The organism is Actinomadura sp. NTSP31 (assembly GCF_041951385.1).
In the GTDB taxonomy this organism is placed as follows: Bacteria; Actinomycetota; Actinomycetes; order Streptosporangiales; family Streptosporangiaceae; genus Spirillospora; species Spirillospora napierensis.
The window spans coordinates 31397-50137 of record NZ_JBGNUT010000026.1 but is presented as its reverse complement, the minus strand read 5'-3'; the positions used below and the strand labels follow the sequence as shown (position 1 = coordinate 50137).

Below are 18741 nucleotides of genomic sequence, written 5' to 3'. Positions count from 1 at the left end.
CCCTCCTTCAGCCCTGTCCGAGTTCGTGGTCGATGAGCGCGAAGAGCTGGTCGTCGGTCGCCGCGTCCAGGTCGGGGCCGGGTTCGGCGGGCCCGGCCAGGCGGGCGGTCAGCGCGTCGAGCCGTGCGACGATCCGCTCGCGGAGCGCGGCGTCCTCGGGCGGCTCGCCGAGCGCGCGTTCCAGCCGTTCCAGCTCGGCCAGCGCGGGCGGGACGGCCTCGCGCGGGGCGACGCCGAGTTCGGCGCGCAGGTGCTCAGCGAGCGCGGCCGGGGTGGGGTGGTCGAAGACGGCGGTGGCCGCGAGCCGCACGCCGGCCGCCTCGGCGAGGCGGTTGCGCATCCGTACGGCCGTCAGCGAGTCGAATCCTGCGTCCTTGAAGGCCTGGTCGGCGCGCAGGGTCTCGCCTGCGGCCAGGCCGAGGACGTCCGAGGCCGCGGCGCGCACGATTTCGACCAGTTCACGCCGCTGATCGGGTTCCGGCAGCCGGGCCAGCCGGTCGGCCAGGGTCTCGCGGGCCGAATCCGCCACGGCCTGGGTCCGGTGCGGAGCCGTGCGGACAAGCCCGCGCAGCAGGGCCGGGAGCGTGCCCTCGCCGGCCCGGCGACGCAGGGCCGCATGGTCGAGCCGTGTCGGGACGAGCACCGGCTCGCCGTCCGCACGCAGTGCCTGGTCCAGGAGGGAGAGCGCCTCCGCCGTCGACAGCGCCAGTTGCAGGCCCCGGGCCAGACGGCCGCGGCCCGCCTCCCCGAGATGATCGGTGAGGCCGCTGGCCTGCTCCCAGAGCCCCCAGGCGAGCGAGACGGCGGGCAGCCCTTCGGCGTGCCGCAGCCGGGCCAGCCCGTCGAGGAAGCCGTTGGCCGCCGCGTAGTTGCCCTGTCCGGCGTTGCCGAACGTCCCGGCGCCGGAGGAGAACAGCACGAACGCCGCCAGGTCCAGGTCGCGGGTCAGCTCGTGCAGATGCCAGGCGGCGTCGGCCTTGGGGCGGAACACCGCGTCCACCTGGTCCGCGGTCAGCGCGGTGAGCACCCCGTCGGCCAGCGCGCCCGCCGCGTGGACGACGGCGGTCAGCGGATGTTCGGCCGGTACGTCCGCGAGGACGCCCGCCAGCGCGTCCCGGTCGGAGACGTCGGCGGCGACGATGCGCACGTGCGCACCCGCCTTCCGCAGCTCCTCCGCCAGCTCGCCCCCGCCGGGGGCCGCCAGGCCCCGGCGGCCGACCAGCACCAGGTGGCGGACGCCATGGGCGGTCGTCAGATGCCGGGCGACCAGCCCGCCCAGCGTCCCCGTGCCGCCGGTGATCAGCACGGTGCCGTCCGGGTCGAGCCGCGGCGGTTCTCCCGTGGCGCGTGCCTGCGCGAGGCGGGGTGCGTGCAGGGCGCCCTGGCGGACCGCGAGCTCCGGCTCGCCTGAGGCGACCGCCGCGGGTAGCAGCGCCCGCGCCGCGTCCGGCTCGTCGGCCTGGACGAGCGTGAGCGGGGCCGGGTCCTCGAGGCGGGCCGTGCGGACGAGGCCCGCCACGGCGGCACCGACCGGACCGCCACGGGTGAGGACGACCCTGGGCGGGTCGTCGGCGAGGCGCCGCACCACCCGGGCGACCAGGTCGCGGGCCGCCTCGTGGGGCGGTCCGGCCGGGACGTCGGTGACGTCGAGGACGTCCCCGGCCTCGACCGGCGAAGCGTCCGACACCTCCGGGACCGCGGTCCACACGATGCGGTGGAGCCCGTCAGAGGCGGGCGCCCCGGCCGGGCGCAGCACCAGCGATCCGATTCCGGCGACGGGCCGCCCCGACCGGTCGCTGATCGCGAAGGTGACGGCGTCGTCGCCCGACCGTGCGGCGTGGACGCGGAGCGCGGTGGCACCCGTCGCGTGGAGGGTGACGTCGTTCCAGGCGAACGGGAGGAGCGCGCCGCCGTCGCCGGAACGCGGGGCCGCACGGAGGTTGGCCGCTTGGAGGGCGGCGTCCAGCAGGGCTGGATGCAGAGCGAAGCCCTCGGCCTCGACACCGCCGGGCAGTTCCACCTCCGCGAACACCTCGCCCGGACGGGTCCAGGCGGCGCGCAGCCCGCGGAAGGCCGGACCGTACTCGTACCCGCGTTCGGCGAGATCGTCGTAGAAGGAGTCGACGGCGGCCGGTTCGGCCCCAGCCGGTGGCCACTGCGGCGGTACCGGTGCAGGCCCGGGGCCGTCCGCCGATACGCGGCCCGTGACGTGGCGCGTCCATGGACCGTCCGGTTCGGGACGCGAGTGGACGCTCACGGGGCGACGCCCGGACCCGTCCTCCTCCCCCACCGTGACCGAGACGCCGACGACGCCCTGCTCCGGTAGTTCTAGCGGCGTCTCGATGACCAGTTCCTCGATGCTCGCCGCCCCGGCCTCGGCGGCGGCCTGGAGTACGAGCTCGGCGAAGACCGCGCCCGGCAGCAGGACGCGTCCCCCCACGGCGTGGTCGGCCAGCCAGGGCCGGCTTCCGAGGGACAGCCGGCCTGCGGCGTGGACGCCACCGCTTTCCGGGTCGGGAGTGATGGTGTCCAGAAGGGGTTCGGCCGCCTCGATCCAGTAGCGGCGACGCTGGAACGCGTACGTCGGCAACGGCACCCGCCGTCCGCCGCGGGGCGGAAGGACCGGGGACCAGTCGACGGCCGCGCCGCGCACGTGGAGTTCGGCGAGCGAGAGCAGGAAGCGGCCAAGCCCGCCGTCGTCGCGGCGCAGCGTGCCGACGGCCACCGACGTGCGCTCGTCCACGAGTTCCTGCACGCTCGGCACCAGTACCGGATGGGCGCTGACCTCGATGAACGTGCGGTAGCCGGCGTCAGTCAGTGCTTCGGTGGCGTCGGCGAAACGGACCCTGTGCCGCAGGTTGCGGTACCAGTAGCCGCCGTCCAGCTCGGTGGTGTCCAGCCAGCGTCCTTCGACCGTGGAGAAGAACGGGATCCGCGAGGCGCGGGGAACGAGCCCATGCAGCAGATCGGCAAGCTCGCTCTCGATCGACTCCACGCGCGAGGTGTGCGAGGCGTAGTCCACCGGGATCCGCCGGACACGCAGGCCATCGGTCTCTGCCTGGGCAACGAAATCGTCCAGCGCGCCCGGGGCTCCTGCGACGACCACCGACCCCGGCCCGTTGACCGCCGCGACCTCCAGCCCGCCGGCCAACCGAGAAGCGACCTGCTCGACGGGCAGTGCGACCGAGACCATCCCGCCGCGCCCGGCCAGCCCGCGCGCGATCGCCCGGCTGCGCAAGGCCACCACCCGCGCCGCGTCCTCCAACGACAACGCACCGGCCACATATGCGGCGGCGATCTCACCCTGCGAATGCCCCACCACCGCGTCGGCACGGACGCCGAACGACTCCCACAACCGGGCCAAGGCCACATTCACCGCGAACGACACCGGCTGCACCACGTCCACTCGATCGAGCGGCCCGCTCAATGCCTCCTCGAAAGACCAGTCCACGTACGGATCCAGGGCCCCGCCCACCTCTGCCAGCGCCTCGGCGAAGATCGGTGACGCCTTCGCCAGTTCGTCCGCCATCCCGGCCCACTGCGCTCCCTGGCCGGGGAAGACGAAGACGGTCTTGCCGGTGACGTTCGCCGTCCCGGTGACGGCGGCCGGTGCGGACGTGCCCTGTGCCAGCGCCTCCAGTGCGGCTGCGGCCTCGTCCCGGTCGGCCGCGACGACGACCGCGCGTTCGTCCAAGGCGGCGCGGGCGGTGGCCAGGGCATGCCCGATCTCGGCCGCCGTCAGATCCTCGTGCTCCGCGACGAACGAGGCGAGCCGCGCGGCCTGCGCCCGAAGCGCCCGCGAGTCGCGGGCGGACACCTGCCAGACCACGGCGGCGGGCTCCTCGTCCGGGACAGGGGTCTCGGGGGCGGGCGCCTGTTCGAGGGGCACCGGCGCCTCTTCGATGATCACGTGGGCGTTGGTGCCGCTCACCCCGAACGACGACACCCCCGCCCGGCGCGGCCGGTCGACCTCGGGCCAGTCGCGCGGCTCGTCCAGCAGCCGGACGCCGCCCGCTGACCAGTCCACCTCCGAGGTCGGCCGCTCCACGTGCAGGGTCTCGGGCAGCACGCCGTTGCGCAGCGCCTCCACCATTTTGATCACGCCGGCGGCGCCCGCGGCGGCCTGGGTGTGGCCGATGTTCGACTTGACCGATCCCAGCCACAGCGGGCGGCCGTCCGGCCGCTCTCGCCCATAGGTCGCCAGCAGTGCCTGCGCCTCGATCGGGTCGCCCAGCCGCGTGCCCGTGCCGTGCGCCTCGACGGCGTCGATGTCGGCGCCGTTCAGCCCGGCGTCGGCCAGCGCCTGGCGGATCACGCGCTCCTGCGACGGGCCGTTCGGCGCGGTCAAGCCGTTGGACGCGCCGTCCTGGTTCACCGCCGACCCGCGCACCACCGCCAGCACCTCGTGCCCGTTGCGGCGCGCGTCCGGCAACCGCTCCAGCACCAGCACCCCGACGCCCTCCGACATGCCAAAGCCGTCGGCGGACTCCGCGAACGCCTTGCAGCGTCCGTCCTCGGCCAGCCCTCGCTGCCGGCTGAAACCGACGATGCCCTCCAGCGTGGACATGACCGACACCCCGCCCGCAAGCGCGAGCGAGGACTCCCCCGACCGCAGCGACTGCGCCGCCAGATGCAGCGCCACCAGCGACGACGAGCACGCGGTGTCCACCGTCACCGCCGGGCCCTCCAAGCCGAGGGTGTAGGCGACGCGTCCGGTCAGTACGCTCGCCGCGTTCCCAGTGACGAGGTAGCCCTCGTCCGCGTCGCCGCGCGGGCCGTTCCGCCCGTAGTCCTGGCCGTGCGTCCCGACGAAGACGCCCGTGGGCGTGCCGCGCAGGGACGTCGGGTCGAGGCCCGCGCGTTCCAGGGCCTCCCACGACACCTCCAGCAGCAACCGCTGCTGCGGGTCCATGGCGAGGGCCTCGCGGGGGTTGATGCCGAAGAAGCCCGCGTCGAAGTCGGCCAGGCCGCGAAGGAACCCGCCGCCCCGCACGTAGGTCCGGCCGGGTACGTCGGGATCGGGGTCGTGGACAGCGTCGAAATCCCAGCCGCGGTCCGTCGGGAAGCCGGTGATGGCGTCGCCGCCCGAGGTGACGAACCGCCAGAGGTCCTCGGGAGAGTCCACGTCTCCGGGGAAGCGGCATGCCATGGCGACGATGGCGATGGCATCGTCGTCGCCGCCTCCGGAGGCGTCAGAGATCCGCGCGTCTGCCTGCGGCGCCGTCCCGGACAGTTCGGACCGCAGCCTCTCCGCGAGCCGGGCGGGGGTGGGGTGGTCGAACACCAGGGTCGCCGGGAGGCGGAGCCCGGTGGCGTCGGCCAGCCGGTTGCGCAGTTCGACCGCGGTGAGGGAGTCGAGGCCGAGGTCCTTGAAGGCGCGTCCCGGTTCGACGGCGTCGGCGCCGGTGTGCCCGAGCACGGCGGCGGCCGTCGCCCGGACGACGTCGAGCAGGTCGGCGGGCGCGATCGCGTCCGGGCCCGGGGACGCCGCGGCCTCGGGCCGCCGGGCCCGTGCGGGGACCAGGGCGCGCAGCAGCGGCGGCACGTCCTCGCCGGCGCGGACGGCGGCCAGGTCCAGGCGGATCGGCACGAGTGCCGGGCGGTCGCTCTCCAGCGCGGCGTCGAACAGCGCCAGCCCCTGCTCGGCGGTCAGCGGACGCGTGCCGGAGCGGGCCATTCGCGCCAGGTCGGTGCCGGAGAGGCGGCCGCCCATGCCCTCGGCACCGCCCCACAGCCCCCATGCCAGCGAGACGGCCGGGAGGCCCTCCGCCCTGCGGTGCCGGGCGAGCGCGTCGAGGAAGGCGTTGCCCGCCGCGTAGTTGCCCTGGCCGGGGCTGCCGAACGTGGAGGACGCCGACGAGTACAGGACGAACGCGGCGAGGTCGAGGTCGCGGGTCAGTTCGTGCAGGTGCCAGGCCCCGTCCACCTTCGGTGCCAGGGCGGCGTCCCAATCCTGCCGGCCGAGCGAGGCCAGCACGCCGTCGGCGACGAGCCCGGCCGTATGGACCACCCCGGTCAGCCGGTCCGCCACCTCCCCGACCGCCTCGGCGAGGGCGGTTCGGTCGGCCACGTCGGCGGCGACCGTCCGCACGCGGGCCCCGAGGGCGGACAGTTCCGCGACCCACGCTGCGGGGGCGCCCGTCCGGGACAGCAGGACCAGCTCCGCGACGCCGTGCGCCCGCACCAGGTGCTCCGCGACGAGGCGGCCGAGGCCGCCGGTCGCGCCGGTCACCAGCACGGTCCCGCCGGCCAGCCGCGAACGCTCCGGCGGGGCCGGGAGCGGTGCACGGGTCAGCCGCGGCACGAGGGTCCGCCCGTCGCGCACGGCGATCTGCGGTTCGGCCAGGATCAGGGGCAGCGCGGCGGCGACCGCCGCCTCGCCGGGATCGTCGGTGACAAGGGACGCGAACCGGCCGGGGTGCTCGGACTGCGCGCTGCGGAGCAGGCCCCGCACCGCCTCGTGCATCGGGTCGTCCGGCGAGGTGACCACCAGGAGGCGGGCCGATGCGGCGCGCGGGTCGTCCGGCCAGTCGCGCAGCAGGCGCAGGGTCTCCCAGCCGACCGCGCGGACGCGCTCGGCGAGGGAACGCGCGGTGTCACCTGCGCCGACGCGGTGGACGACGACTTCCGCCGCAGGGTGACCGGACTTTCCGGCCGGAACCCACGAGACCTCGAACAACCGGTCGCGCGCCCCGCCCGCGTCGAGGCTGCCGGGGGCGAGCGGGCGCAGCGCGAGCGCCTCGACGCCGGCCACCGGGTCACCCGACGGGTCGGCCGCCGTGATCGCCACGGTGTCGGGCCCGGTCGCGGTCAGGTGGACGCGCAGTGCGCGGGCACCGGTCGCGTGCAGGCGCACACCGGACCAAGAGAAGGCGAGGCGCGGCCGGTCCGGATCAGGCAGGAGCCCCGCCGCGGCGATCGGGTGCAGGGCCGCGTCGAGCAGCGCGGGATGCAGGCCGAAGCCGTCCGGGTCCGCCTGCTCCGGCAGCCGGAGTTCGGCCCACGCCTCCCCATCGCCCGCCCAGGCGGCGTGGACGGCGCGGAAGGCGGGACCGTACTCGACACTGAGGCGCTCATAAAAGCCGTCCAAGTCGAGAGGACTCGCGTCGGCGGGCGGCGGCCAGGGGACGGCGGCGCCCGGCCGCCGGTCCTCCGCAAGCGTCGCGGTCGCGTTCTCGGCCCACTCCGCGTCAGGGCCGTTGCGGGTGTGGACGCGGACGGACCTCTCCTCCACGCGGATCTGGAGGTCGAGCGCTCCGTCCTCGGGCAGCACGATCGGCGCGGAGCTCGTCAGCTCGGCGACGACCGGGGTGCCGCGCAGGTCGCCGATGTGGTGGAGGGCGTCCAGCAGCGCGGTGCCCGGCAGCAGCACGGCCCCGTCCACCCGGTGGTCGGCGAGCCAGGGGTGGTCGCGTTCGGTGAGCCGCCCGGTGAACACCGCGCCGTCCGATCCGGCGAGCGGGACGACCGCGTCGAGCAGCGGATGGCCGGCGGGCTCGGGTCCGGCGGCCGGGCCGTGGGCGGGTTCGAGCCAGTAGCGCTCGCGCTGGAAGGCGTAGGTGGGCAGCGCGACCCGCCGAGGGGCGGATCCGGCGAAGACGGCCGTCCAGTCGACCGCCACGCCGCGCACGTGGAGTTCGGCGAGCGAGAGCAGGAAGCGCCGGAGCCCCCCGTCGTCACGGCGCAGGGTGCCGACGGCCACCGACGGTTCCGTGACGATCTCCGCGATGCTCGGTGTCAGCACCGGATGCGCGCTGACCTCGACGAACGCCCGGAACCCGTCCCCCGCGAGCGTTTCCGCGGCCGCTGCGAAACGCACCGGCCGCCGCAGGTTGCGGTACCAGTAGCCGGCGTCCAGCTCGGTCGTGTCCAGCCACCGTCCTTCGACCGTGGAGAAGAACGGGATCTGCGAGGCCTGCGGGACGAGCCCGTCCAGCAGCTCCGCCAGCTCGCCCTCGATCGCCTCGACGTGGGAGGTGTGCGAGGCGTAGTCCACCGGGATCCGCCGGGCGCGCACACCGTCGGCCTCGGCGCGGGCGATGAGGTCGTCCAGCGCGCCCGGATCACCCGCGACGACCACCGCTCCCGGCCCGTTGACCGCCGCGATCTCCAACCCGTCCGTCAGCCGCGAGGAGACCTCCTCGACGGGCAGCGCCACCGACGCCATCCCGCCCCGGCCCGCCAGGCGCCGCGCGATCACCTGGCTCCGCAGCGCCACTACCCGCGCCGCGTCCTCCAGCGACAACGCCCCCGCCACGCATGCCGCCGCGATCTCGCCCTGCGAATGCCCGACGACCGCGTCCGGCGTGACCCCGTGGGCGCGCCAGACCTCCGCCAGAGACACCATCACCGCGAACGCGACGGGCTGCACGACGTCCACCCGGTCCAGCGGCCCGTGCAGCGCCTCGGTGAGCGACCAGTCCACGTGCGGGGCGAACGCGGCGGCGCATTCGGCGAACCGCGCCGCGAAGACCGGGGACGTCTCCAGCAGTTCCGCGCCCATGCCCGCCCACTGCGTGCCCTGCCCGGGGAACACGAACACCGTCCTGCCGTCGACGTCGGCGACGCCGGACACGACGGTTTGCGAAGGCTCGCCCGCCGCGAGCGTGCCGAGCCCGGCGAGCGCCTCGCCCCGGTCGCCCGCCACGGCCACCGCGCGGTGGCGGAGGGCGGCGCGGGTCGTGGCCAGGGAGAAGCCGATGTCGGGCAGCCTCGTCGCCGGGCGCGCGAGCATGTCATCCCGAAGCCGCCCCGCCTGTGCGCGCAATGCCGGCACGGCTCGGGCGGAGAACGGCAGGACGACCACGTCCGGATCGGGCGCCAGGGGATCGCCGGCGGCGGCCGTGTGCGGGGCCTCTTCGATGATCACGTGGGCGTTGGTGCCGCTCACGCCGAACGACGACACCCCCGCCCGGCGCGGCCGGTCGACCTCGGGCCACTCGCGCGGCTCGTCCAGCAGCCGGACGCCGCCCGCCGACCAGTCCACCTTGGACGAGGGCGCGTCCACGTGCAGGGTCCTGGGCAGCGCGCCATGGCGCAGCGACTCCACCATCTTGATCACACCGGCCACGCCCGCCGCCGCCTGCGCATGTCCGATGTTCGACTTCAGCGACCCCAGCCACAGCGGCTGGTCGGCGGAGCGGCCCTGGCCGTAGGTCGCGAGCAGTGCCTGCGCCTCGATCGGATCGCCCAGCCGCGTCCCGGTCCCGTGCCCTTCGACGGCATCGACGTCGGTGCCGGCGAGACCGGCGTTCGCGAGGGCCTGGCGGATCACGCGTTCCTGCGACGGGCCGTTCGGCGCGGTCAGGCCGTTGGACGCGCCGTCCTGGTTCACCGCCGACCCGCGCACCACCGCCAGCACCTCGTGCCCGTTGCGGCGCGCGTCCGACAACCGCTCCAGGACCAGCACCCCGGCGCCCTCGGACCAGGCGGTGCCGTCGGCGGCGTCCGCGAACGCCTTGCACCGGCCGTCAGCGGCGAGGGCGCCTTGCCGGGTGAACTCGACGAACGACGTGGGCCGGGCCATCACCGCCACGCCCCCGGCCAGCGCCAGCGAGGACTCCCCCGACCGCAGCGACTGCGCCGCCAGGTGCAGCGCCACCAGCGACGACGAGCACGCGGTGTCGACCGTCACCGCAGGTCCCTCGAAGCCGAACGTGTAGGACACGCGACCGGAGGCGACGCTGCCGGAGTTGCCGGTGCCCAGGTAGCCGTCGAGGTCGGCGGGCACGTCGGCGAGGTCGGTGGCGTAGTCGTGGTACATCAGGCCCGAGAACACGCCGATGTCGCGACCGCGCAGGGACGTGGGGTCGACGCCCGCGCGTTCCAGCGCCTCCCACGACACCTCCAGCAGCAGCCGCTGCTGCGGGTCCATGGCGAGGGCCTCGCGCGGGGAGATGCCGAAGAAGCCGGCGTCGAAGTCGCCGGCGTCGTGGAGGAAGCCGCCGTGCCGGGTGGCGGACCGCAGGGAGTCGAGGTCCCAACCGCGATCGGCGGGGAACTCCGTGATGGCCTCGGCGCCTTGGTCGACGAGCCGCCAGAGGTCCTCCGGCGACGCGATCCCGCCGGGCAGGCGGCAGGCCATGCCGACGATCGCGACGGGTTCGCCGGACAGGGCATGCGGCACGGCCGCGTCCCGGGCGGCGGGCTCGGTGAGCAGCGACGCCCGCAGGTGGCGTGCGACGGCGAGCGGGGTCGGATGGTCGAAGGCGAGCGTGGCGGGCAGTGGCAGCCCGGACGCGGCGGCCAGCCGGTCGCGCAGGGCGACGGCGGTCAGCGAGGTGAGCCCGAGGTCGCGGAACGGGGCGTCGGCCGGGAGGTCGCCGCCGTCCCCGAGCAGGTCGGCGACCTCCGCGCGGACCAGGTCCGTCAGCAGCCGGTCCCGGTCGGCCGCGCCGGGCAGGTCGCGGAGCCTGCGGCGCAGGTCGGCGGCCGCGCCGTCGTCCGCGGCCACCGCGCGGACCGGGGCTTCGATCAGGTCGCGCAGCGGCGCCGGGACCGCGTCGGCGCGCACCGCCGCCGGGTCGAGGCGGAACGCGGCGAGGCAGGTCTCCTCCGCGGCGAGGGCCGCGTCCAGCGCCGACAGGCGTTCCCGGGCCGTCAGGCGCCCGACGCCCGGCGGCAGCGGACGATCGTCGCCGTGGACGGGCCCCAGGGTCAGCGACAGCGCCGGCAGTCCGTCGGCCGCGCGGCGGCGGGCCAGCGCGTCGAAGGAGGCGCCGATCGCGGACTCCTCCACGCGTCCCGCCGTACCCAGCAGGCCGGTGGCCGGGGAGAGCAGTACGAAGGCGCCGAGGCCGTGGACCGCGGTCAGCTCGGACAGGTTCACGGCCCCCGCCAGCGCGGCCGCGGGGTCCCGGCCGTCGGGCGCGTGGACGACGGCGCCGACCGGACCGCACGTGGTGAGCAGCGCGGCGAGCGCGTCCCGGTCGGCGGCGTCGTCGGCGACAGCAGTGACGTCGATGCCATAGGCCTCGGCCAGGTGGCGGGCGACGGTCTCGCCGAGCTCGCCGTCGGTGCCGGTGACGAGCACGGTCCGTCCCGCGGCGAACGGGGAGCGCGGGTCCGCGTCCGGCGGCGCGGCGGTGCGGACGGCGCGCGGTACCAGGACCACGCCCGACCGGACGGCCGCCTGCGGTTCACCCGCGGACACCGCCTCGGCCGCGAACCGCTCGGCGTCGGTGTCGGCGTCCAGGTCGAGCAGGGTGAACCGGCCCGGATGCGCGGCCTGGACGCAGCGCACCGCGCCCCACACCGCCGCCTGGGCGGGGTCGGCGGCGGTGCCTGTCTCCTCCACGGTGAGCGCTCCGCGGGTGACGACGACCTGATGGGAGCCCGCGTGCCGTTCGTCAGCCGCCCAGTCCGCGAGCCGTGCCGCCAGCTCGCGCGCGTCCGTGGCCGGCGAGGTCACGACCAGTTCGGGCCGCGCGTCTCCCCCGCCGGAGCGGCCGGGCACCGACGGGAGCGGGATCCAGTCCAGGCGGAACAGCGACTCGTGGCGCCCGCCGCCGGTCGCGCGCAGGCGGGCGGGACGCTCCAGCAGCAGCCGCCGCGCGACCTTTCCGGAGGCCGTGCGCGGGACCTCGGCTATCTCGTACAGCTCCTCCGGCACCTTGAAGTAGGCGAGGCGCTCCCGGCAGGCGGCGAACAGGGCCTCAGGGTCGAGGCCTTCCGGGCCCGGTACGACGAACGCCACCGGGACCTCGCCGAGCACCTCGTGCGGGCGCCCAGCCACCGCGACGTCCGCCACGCCGGGCCGTCCCCGCAGGACCTCCTCCACCTCGCCGGGGTGGATGTTCTCCCCGCCCCGGATGATGAGCTCCTTGATCCGGCCGGTGATGGTGAAGTAGCCGGCGGCGTCTCGCCGGGCCAGGTCGCCGGTGCGGTACCAGCCGTCGCGGAACGCCTCGGCGGTCGCCTCGGGCTGGTCGTGGTAGCCGACCATCACGCTCGGGCCGCGGACCCAGACCTCGCCCTCCTCCTCCGGCCCGACGTCGATGCCGGTCTCGGGGTCCACCAGCCGCACGCCGAGGCCGGGCACCGGCAGGCCGCACGATCCCTCGACGCGGGCGCCGGTCGGCCAGTTGATGGTGATCGACCCGCAGGTCTCGGTGCTGCCGTAGGCGTCCAGCAGCGGCGCGCCGAACGCCTCCTCGAACGCCCGGCGCAGCTCCGCCGTGGTGACCGCGCCGCCGACCAGGCACATCCGCAGGTGCGGCGCCGTGAAGCCCTCCTCGCGCGCGGCCCGGACGAGGTGGTGGTACATCGTCGGGACGCACGCGAGGAAGGTCGCGTCGTCCTCGCGGAGGGCGTCGAGGACCTCCCCGGCGCTGAAGCCGTCCAGAATGCGCGCGGTCGCGCCGACCGTGGTGACGGCGAGGACGCACGCGATGTGCGAGAGGCTGTGGAACAGCGGCAGCGGCCACACGACGCGGTCGTCGGCGGACAGTCCGGGAACGGGCACGTAGCAGGCGGCGACCGACCACAGGCAGTTGCGCTGCGTGGAGACGACCCCCTTCGGCCTGCCGGTGGTGCCGGAGGTGTAGAGCATCCACGCCGGCTCGTCCAGGCCGAGGTCGTCGCGGGCCGGCACGCCCGGGTCGGTGCCGGCGAGCGACTCGAACGGGACCGCGGCTGGCAGCGCCTCCGGCGGCGCGTCGCCGGTCACCACGACGGTGACGTCCGGGCGCCCGGCGAGCACCCGGGCCAGCGGCGCGGCGCGCTCCGGGTCGGTGATCACCAGCCGGGCGCCGCTGTCGTCCAGCAGGTAGGCCAGTTCCGCCTCGGTGACGCGCGGGTTCACCGGGACGCCGACGGCGCCCGCCCGGACCAGCGCCAGGTAGCCCTCCACCATCTCGACGCGGTTGCCGAGCAGGAGGGCCGCGCGGTCGCCGGGCTGCAGCCGGCGTTCCGCGAGATGGGCCGCCAGGCGCCGGGTCCGCGTTTCCAGATCGGCATAGGTGACGCCGCGCCGGGCGTCCCGGAAGGCGATCTTCCGGGGCGCCCGGCGGGCGTGTTCGCTCAGCAATTCGGGCAGGGGCCGAATCAGCTCCGTGCGCAGCATTCCGGCGCATCCCCCAACGCGAAGGTGACGGTACGGGACCGCCCGCGGAAATATGCGGGCCAATGCGTCGAGTGTCGTCAAGGAATGGTCGGAACAATCCCCTAACCGCCCCCCTAAGATTCCTTGCTCACGTCCGGACCCGGGGAAGCGGCGGGGTCAGCAGGCCGAGCAGGTCCGCGGGGCGGTGGAGCACCGCGTCCGGGCGTTCGGCCAGCAGCGGCGCGGGGTCGCTCTCGCCCCACAATGCGGCGATCGCCCCGACGCGGGCCGCCCGTGCGCTGCGCAGGTCGGTGACGGCGTCGCCGACCATCACCGCCTCGTCCGGGCGGACGCCGAGCAGGTCGAGGGCGCGCTCGACGATGTCGGGCGCGGGCTTCGGCCGGGCCACCTCGTCCGAGCCGATGATGTGCTCGAAGTGCCCGGCGATGCCGAGCCCGGCGAGCAGCGAGCGCGCCCGGGGCCCGCTCTTCCCGGTCGCCACGGCGAGCCGCAGGCCGCGCCGGCGCAGCCCGTCCAGCAGCGGCCGGACGCCGTCGAAGACGGTGACCTCGCCGGCGAGCCGGTAGCTCTCCCGGACGAAGGGCTCCTCGATCTCCGGCGGCAGGCCCATGATCCGCATGATGTCGGGGAAGTAGCGGCCGAGGTGCCTGCTGTACTCCTCGAAGGGCGCCGGGCCGTCGCCCATCACCTCGGCGTAGGCGACCTGGAACGCCCGGCGCATCACGTCGAAGCTGTCGACGACGACGCCGTCCAGGTCGAAGACCACCGCGCGCACGGCGCCGGCCGGGGAACCGTCAGCCATGACCCGCCCCCGCCATCGCCGGTGTCGCGGCCGCGGGCCGGGCCGAGTCGTACAGGCGCCCGATCGCCGCGATCATTTCCCGGGCGCGCGCGATCGCGGCGCCGCGGCGCCCCGGGTCGGCCAGCATGCCGGGCAGCTCGTCGAGCTGGCGGGAGTACTCGACGCCGACCGGCTCCCTCGGCACCGGGACGGGCCGGGCGACGCCGTGCCGGGTGCGGACCAGCTCGGACGCCTCCAGCCGGTTCGTGCTGAACCCGAACGTGCAGCGCAGCGCGGCCGTCCCGGCGGCGCCCTCCACGGTGATCGCGGTGACGTCGCGGGCCTCGTGCGAGGCCCAGCTCGCCCGCAGCGCCAGCGAGACGCCGCGGTCGGTCACGAGGAACCCGCGCGCGGTGTCCTCGACGTCGCCGCCCCCGGTGCCGTCGCGCGCGGGGGCGCCGGGCCCGCCCTCCTTCCAGCGGGCGCGGCGCGAGGGGTCGTTGACGAAGTCGGACGAGACCGTCCCGAGGACGTGGTCGAAGGCCGTGCGGCCGAGCAGCGGCTCCACGGCGTCGAGCAGGTGCCAGCCCAGGTCGAGCAGCGCGCCGCCGCCCGCCTGCTCGCGCCGGACGGACCAGCTGCTCGCCGTGGGGACGCCGTGCGCGCGCACCCAGGACAGGTCCACGTGGCGGATCGGGCCGAGGCCGGCGGCGACGTCCAGCAGGGCCTGGACGTCGGCGCGGTACCGGGCGGCACTGCCCGCGAGGAGGACCGCCCCGCCCGTCAGCTCGGCCGCCGCGAGCCGGTCCGCCTCGGCGACGCTGAGGCAGACCGGCTTCTCCAGGAAGACCGGCACTCCCCTGGCCAGCAGCCGGGCCGCGACGGAGGCGTGCAGGTGGTTGGGGGCGGCGACCACTGCCACGTCCACGGTCGCGGGGTCGAGTTCCTCGACGGTGGCCAGCGCGATCGGCGCATCCGCCGCGGCGCGCGCGGCGGGGTCGGGGTCGACGACGGCGGTGACGGTGTAGCGCTCGTGCTCGTGCAGTCGGGGCAGCCAGATCCGCCGCCCCGCCCAGCCGAGTCCGACCAGCGCGACGCGCAGGCGCGCAGAGCCCGTCATGCCTGCCCCCTCCGGGGGGACGACCCCCCGCGCCCCCCGAAGAGCAGCGTTCATGCCCTCGCTGCGCTCGGTCATGCCGCGCTCACGGCGTCGGCCACGATCTCGGCGACCCGGTGGATCTGCTCCTCGGTGCCGAGCAGCGTGCGGTGGTGCAGCCAGATGCCGTCACCGGTGATGGCGTCGGCGTTCGGGCAGCGGGCCGCGAGCTCCTCGGCCGTGGCGTCCGGCGCGCCGGTCTCCCAGAAGGCGGCGGTGCGGTAGACCGCGCGGAACACCACGAAGGCGGGCACGCCGCGCGCCACGAGCGCGTCGACGAGCGCGTCGCGCCGCTCCCCCGCCAGGCCCGGGACCCGGAACATCGCCATGTAGTGCGGCACCCGGTCGGCGCGGGCGTCGCGCTCCTGGGGCACGACGCCCGGGATCTCCGCGAGCAGCCGGGACAGCACGGGCGCGCGCCGCTCCCGCGTGTCGATCTGCTCGTCCAGGCGGCTCAGCTGGGCGCGCAGGACCGCGGCCGAGAACTCGTTCAGCCGGAAGTTCGACCCCGAGGTCCGGTGGTGGTAGCCGCGGTCGTCGCGCGGGCGCCCGCAGCTGTGCCGCAGGAACGCCTCCTCGTAGGAGTCGCGGTCGGGGAAGGTGACCGCGCCGCCCTCCCCGGCCGTCATGAGCTTGCCGTTCTGGAAGCTGTAGGCCGCGATCGTGCCGAACTCGCCCACGCGGCGGCCGTTCCAGCGGGCGCCGTGCGCGTGCGCGGCGTCCTGGAGGAGCGGGACGCCGCTGTCGGCCGACAGCTTGGCCAGCCCGTCCAGGTCGGCGAGCTGGCCGGCGATGTGCACCGGCATGATCGCCCGGGTGCGCGGTCCGATCGCCGCCTCGGTGGCCGCGACGTCCAGGTTGTAGGTGCCGGGGTCGACGTCCGCCGGCACGGCCACCGCGCCGAGCCGCTGCACCGCCTGCGACGAGGAGATGAAGGTGAACGCCGGCACCACGACCTCGTCGCCCGGACCGACCCCGAGCACCTGCAGGGCCAGCTCCAGCGCGTGCGTGCCGTTCGTCACCGCGAGCGCGTGCGCGGCGCCCTCGTGCTCGGCGAACTCGCGCTCGAAGGCGTCGACCTCGCCGCCGCCCATGCGCCACCACTGGCCCTGCTCGAGCGCGCGGACCAGCCCGTCGCGTTCCCGTTCGTCGTACTGCGGCCACTCCGGAAGCCCGATATCACTCATCTGCCCCACACCCCTCCGCGTTCTGCGTTCCGGCCGTTGCATAAAGCGTCCCCAACGGGGATTTCATCGGCACGGTACCTAAGCGCGGAGGGCTTTTCACATCCCCTATCGACCCCCCTATCATTCCCTTGCCGAAATGCGGCGACGAGGTTCTGCGCACCGAATGCGCGGCGCATGTTATAACGGCGATCGTGCAGTTGCTTTTGCTGAACGGACCGAATCTGGGGATTCTCGGGCGCCGGGAACCGGAGATCTACGGGACCGACACGCTGGCCGACGTCGAGTCGTTCGTCCGCGCGGAGGTGGCCGCGCGCGGCTGGGAGGTGGTGCCGGTCCAGCGCGAGTCGGAGGGCGAGCTGATCGAGACGCTGCACGGCCGGTGGGACACGGTCGGGGCGATCGTGAACCCGGGCGCGCTGATGGTCGCCGGCTGGGGTCTGCGCGACGCCCTGGCCGCCTATCCGCGCCCGTGGATCGAGGTGCACCTGTCGAACGTGTGGGCGCGCGAGTCGTTCCGCCACGAGTCGGTGCTGGCTCCGGTGGCCGACGGGGTGATCGTCGGGCTTGGCTCGCTGGGCTACCGGCTCGCCGCCCGCGCGCTGCTGGCGCTGGTGCCGGAATGACCCGCCTCGGGATCGACGTCGGCGGGACGAAGGTCGCCTTCCGGCTGGCGGCCGCGCACGGGCCGCCGCGCGACGCCGCGTTCCGCTGGCCGTCGCCGGCGGACCCTGCCGCGGACTGGACGGCCCTGGCCGGGGCGGTGGCGCGATTGCGGGGCGGGGCGGACCCGCCGATCGCGGCCGTCGGGGTCGCGCTCCCCGCCGCCGTCGACTCGGCCGGGCGCGTCACGGCCTGGCCGGGGCGCCCCGGCTGGGCCGGTCTCGACGTGGGGGCGCGGCTGCGCGCCCTGTTCCCCGGCGCGGCGGTGCGCTGGGCCGACGACGGCGACCTGGCGGCGCTCGCCGAGGCCGGGCGGGCGCGGGCGCGGAACGCGGTGTACCTCGGGGTCGGTACGGGCGTCGGCGGCGGCGCCGTGCTGGACGGACGGCCCGTGACGGGATGCGAGACCGGCCATCTGATCGTCGACCGGTCGGCACGGGAGGACCGGTGCGACTGCGGCCGGTTCGGGTGCGTCCAGGCCGCCGCCTCCGGTCCCGCCATCCTGCGGCGGGCGACGCGGCTGCGCGGCGCGTCCGTCTCGTTCGCCGAGCTGAGAGCCGGGCTGGCGGACGGTGCGGGCTGGACGACCAGCGCGCTGGAGCCCGCCTGGGACGCGCTCGCTACCGCCGTCACGGGTCTCGGCGAGCTCCTGCACCCCGAGATCGCCGTGATCGGCGGGGGCGTCGCCGCAGGACTGCCGGGCTTCACCGAGGCGGTCGCCGAGCGCGTCGCGGGCTACGCGCGCGCGGGGTACGCGCCGCCGCCGGTGCGGCCCGCGGAACTGGGCGCGCTGTCGTCCCTGCACGGCGCGTTGCTGCTGGCGGAACGAGAGGAGTTTCCGGCATGACCGGACGGGACGAGCGAACGGCCACAGCGCCGCGGTGCGTGGACGTGGCTCTGGGGGAACGCTCGTACCAGGTGCGCATCGGAGCCGGGGTGCGCTCGGTGCTCCCCGACGTCATCGCCGGGATCGGAGCGCGGCGGGCCGTCGTCGTCTCGGCCAGGCCTCCGGAGTGGACCCCCGATCCCGGGGTGCCGTCCATGGTGGTGCCCGCGCGGGACGGCGAGACCCGCAAGACGCTGTCGCAGGTGGAGGACCTGTGCCGCCGCTTCGCCGACTTCGGGCTGACCCGCTCGGACGCGGTCGTGTCGTGCGGCGGCGGCACCACCACCGATGTCGTCGGCCTGGCGGCGGCGCTCTACCACCGGGGCGTCCCCGTCGTGCACCTGCCGACCTCGCTGCTGGCGCAGGTGGACGCGAGCGTCGGCGGGAAGACGGCGGTGAACCTGCCGCAGGGCAAGAACCTCGTCGGGACGTACTGGCAGCCGCGCGCGGTCCTCTGCGACACCGACTACCTCGACACCCTCCCCCGGCGCGAGTGGATCAACGGGTACGGCGAGATCGCGCGCTGCCACTTCATCGGCGCGCCGGACCTGCACGGGCGTCCCGTGGAAGAGCAGATCGAGGCGAGCGTCGCGCTCAAGGCGTCGATCGTGGCCGCCGACGAACGCGACGCGGGGCCGCGGCACCTGCTCAACTACGGGCACACCCTGGGCCACGCGCTCGAACGCGCCACCGGCTACCGGCTCCGGCACGGGGAGGCGGTGGCGATCGGCACCGTCTACGCGGGGCGGCTCGCCGGGCGGCTCGGCCGGATCGGCCCGGCCCGCGTCGCCGAGCACCGCGCCGTCGTCGCGGCGTACGGGTTGCCGACCGAGCTGCCGGCCGGGACGGACCGCGACGCGCTCGTCCGTCTGATGCGGCTGGACAAGAAGGCCACGGACGGGCCGGCGTTCGTGCTGGACGGCCCGCGCGGGGCCGAGCTGGTGACGGGCGTGCCGGAGTCCGAGGCCGCCGCCGCGCTCGCGGAGATGCCGGTCGGTCAGGGCTGAG

7 protein-coding genes are annotated in these 18741 nt (G+C 75.7%); 3 read left to right on the top strand and 4 right to left on the bottom strand.

The window, feature by feature from the left end; all coding sequences use genetic code 11:
• Positions 1-7: 7 nt before the first annotated feature.
• From ACA514_RS34620 to ACA514_RS34605, 4 genes are all read right to left on the bottom strand, one after another.
• The gene (locus ACA514_RS34620; RefSeq protein ID WP_375045483.1) at positions 8-13063 is read right to left on the bottom strand and encodes an SDR family NAD(P)-dependent oxidoreductase; all 13056 of its coding nucleotides are present in this window, start codon (positions 13061-13063) and stop codon (positions 8-10) included.
• A gap of 127 nt (positions 13064-13190) precedes the next feature.
• The gene (locus ACA514_RS34615) at positions 13191-13865 is read right to left on the bottom strand and encodes an HAD-IA family hydrolase (RefSeq protein WP_375045482.1); all 675 of its coding nucleotides are present in this window, start codon (positions 13863-13865) and stop codon (positions 13191-13193) included.
• On the bottom strand, positions 13858-14964 hold the full coding sequence (locus tag ACA514_RS34610) for a Gfo/Idh/MocA family protein (protein WP_375045481.1): 1107 nt from the start codon (positions 14962-14964) through the stop codon (positions 13858-13860). The genes ACA514_RS34615 and ACA514_RS34610 overlap by 8 nt, the downstream gene beginning before the upstream one ends.
• Positions 14965-15035: 71 nt before the next feature.
• Positions 15036-16187, bottom strand: coding sequence for a DegT/DnrJ/EryC1/StrS family aminotransferase (locus ACA514_RS34605; protein WP_375045480.1), 1152 nt, complete (start codon positions 16185-16187; stop codon positions 15036-15038).
• A gap of 191 nt (positions 16188-16378) precedes the next feature.
• Here ACA514_RS34605 and ACA514_RS34600 point away from each other — a divergent pair, with 191 nt between their 5' ends.
• From ACA514_RS34600 to ACA514_RS34590, 3 genes are read left to right on the top strand one after another with little or no spacing between them, the layout of a single operon-like run.
• On the top strand, positions 16379-16810 hold the full coding sequence (locus ACA514_RS34600) for a type II 3-dehydroquinate dehydratase (RefSeq protein ID WP_375045479.1): 432 nt from the start codon (positions 16379-16381) through the stop codon (positions 16808-16810).
• Positions 16807-17694: an ROK family protein gene (locus tag ACA514_RS34595; RefSeq protein ID WP_375045478.1), complete on the top strand. Its 888-nt coding sequence runs from the start codon at positions 16807-16809 to the stop codon at positions 17692-17694. The genes ACA514_RS34600 and ACA514_RS34595 overlap by 4 nt, the downstream gene beginning before the upstream one ends.
• Positions 17691-18740, top strand: coding sequence for a 3-dehydroquinate synthase family protein (locus ACA514_RS34590; protein ID WP_375045477.1), 1050 nt, complete (start codon positions 17691-17693; stop codon positions 18738-18740). The genes ACA514_RS34595 and ACA514_RS34590 overlap by 4 nt, the downstream gene beginning before the upstream one ends.
• Position 18741: the final 1 nt, after the last annotated feature.

Excerpts from the sequence above, each read along its gene's own strand:
- ACA514_RS34610 (WP_375045481.1), bottom strand. The coding sequence starts at position 14,964 with ATGACGGGCTCTGCGCGCCTGCGCGTCGCGCTGGTCGGACTCGGCTGG.
- ACA514_RS34595 (WP_375045478.1), top strand. The coding sequence starts at position 16,807 with ATGACCCGCCTCGGGATCGACGTCGGCGGGACGAAGGTCGCCTTCCGG.
- ACA514_RS34615 (WP_375045482.1), bottom strand. The coding sequence starts at position 13,865 with ATGGCTGACGGTTCCCCGGCCGGCGCCGTGCGCGCGGTGGTCTTCGAC.
- ACA514_RS34590 (WP_375045477.1), top strand. The coding sequence starts at position 17,691 with ATGACCGGACGGGACGAGCGAACGGCCACAGCGCCGCGGTGCGTGGAC.
- ACA514_RS34620 (WP_375045483.1), bottom strand. The coding sequence starts at position 13,063 with ATGCTGCGCACGGAGCTGATTCGGCCCCTGCCCGAATTGCTGAGCGAA.
- ACA514_RS34605 (WP_375045480.1), bottom strand. The coding sequence starts at position 16,187 with ATGAGTGATATCGGGCTTCCGGAGTGGCCGCAGTACGACGAACGGGAA.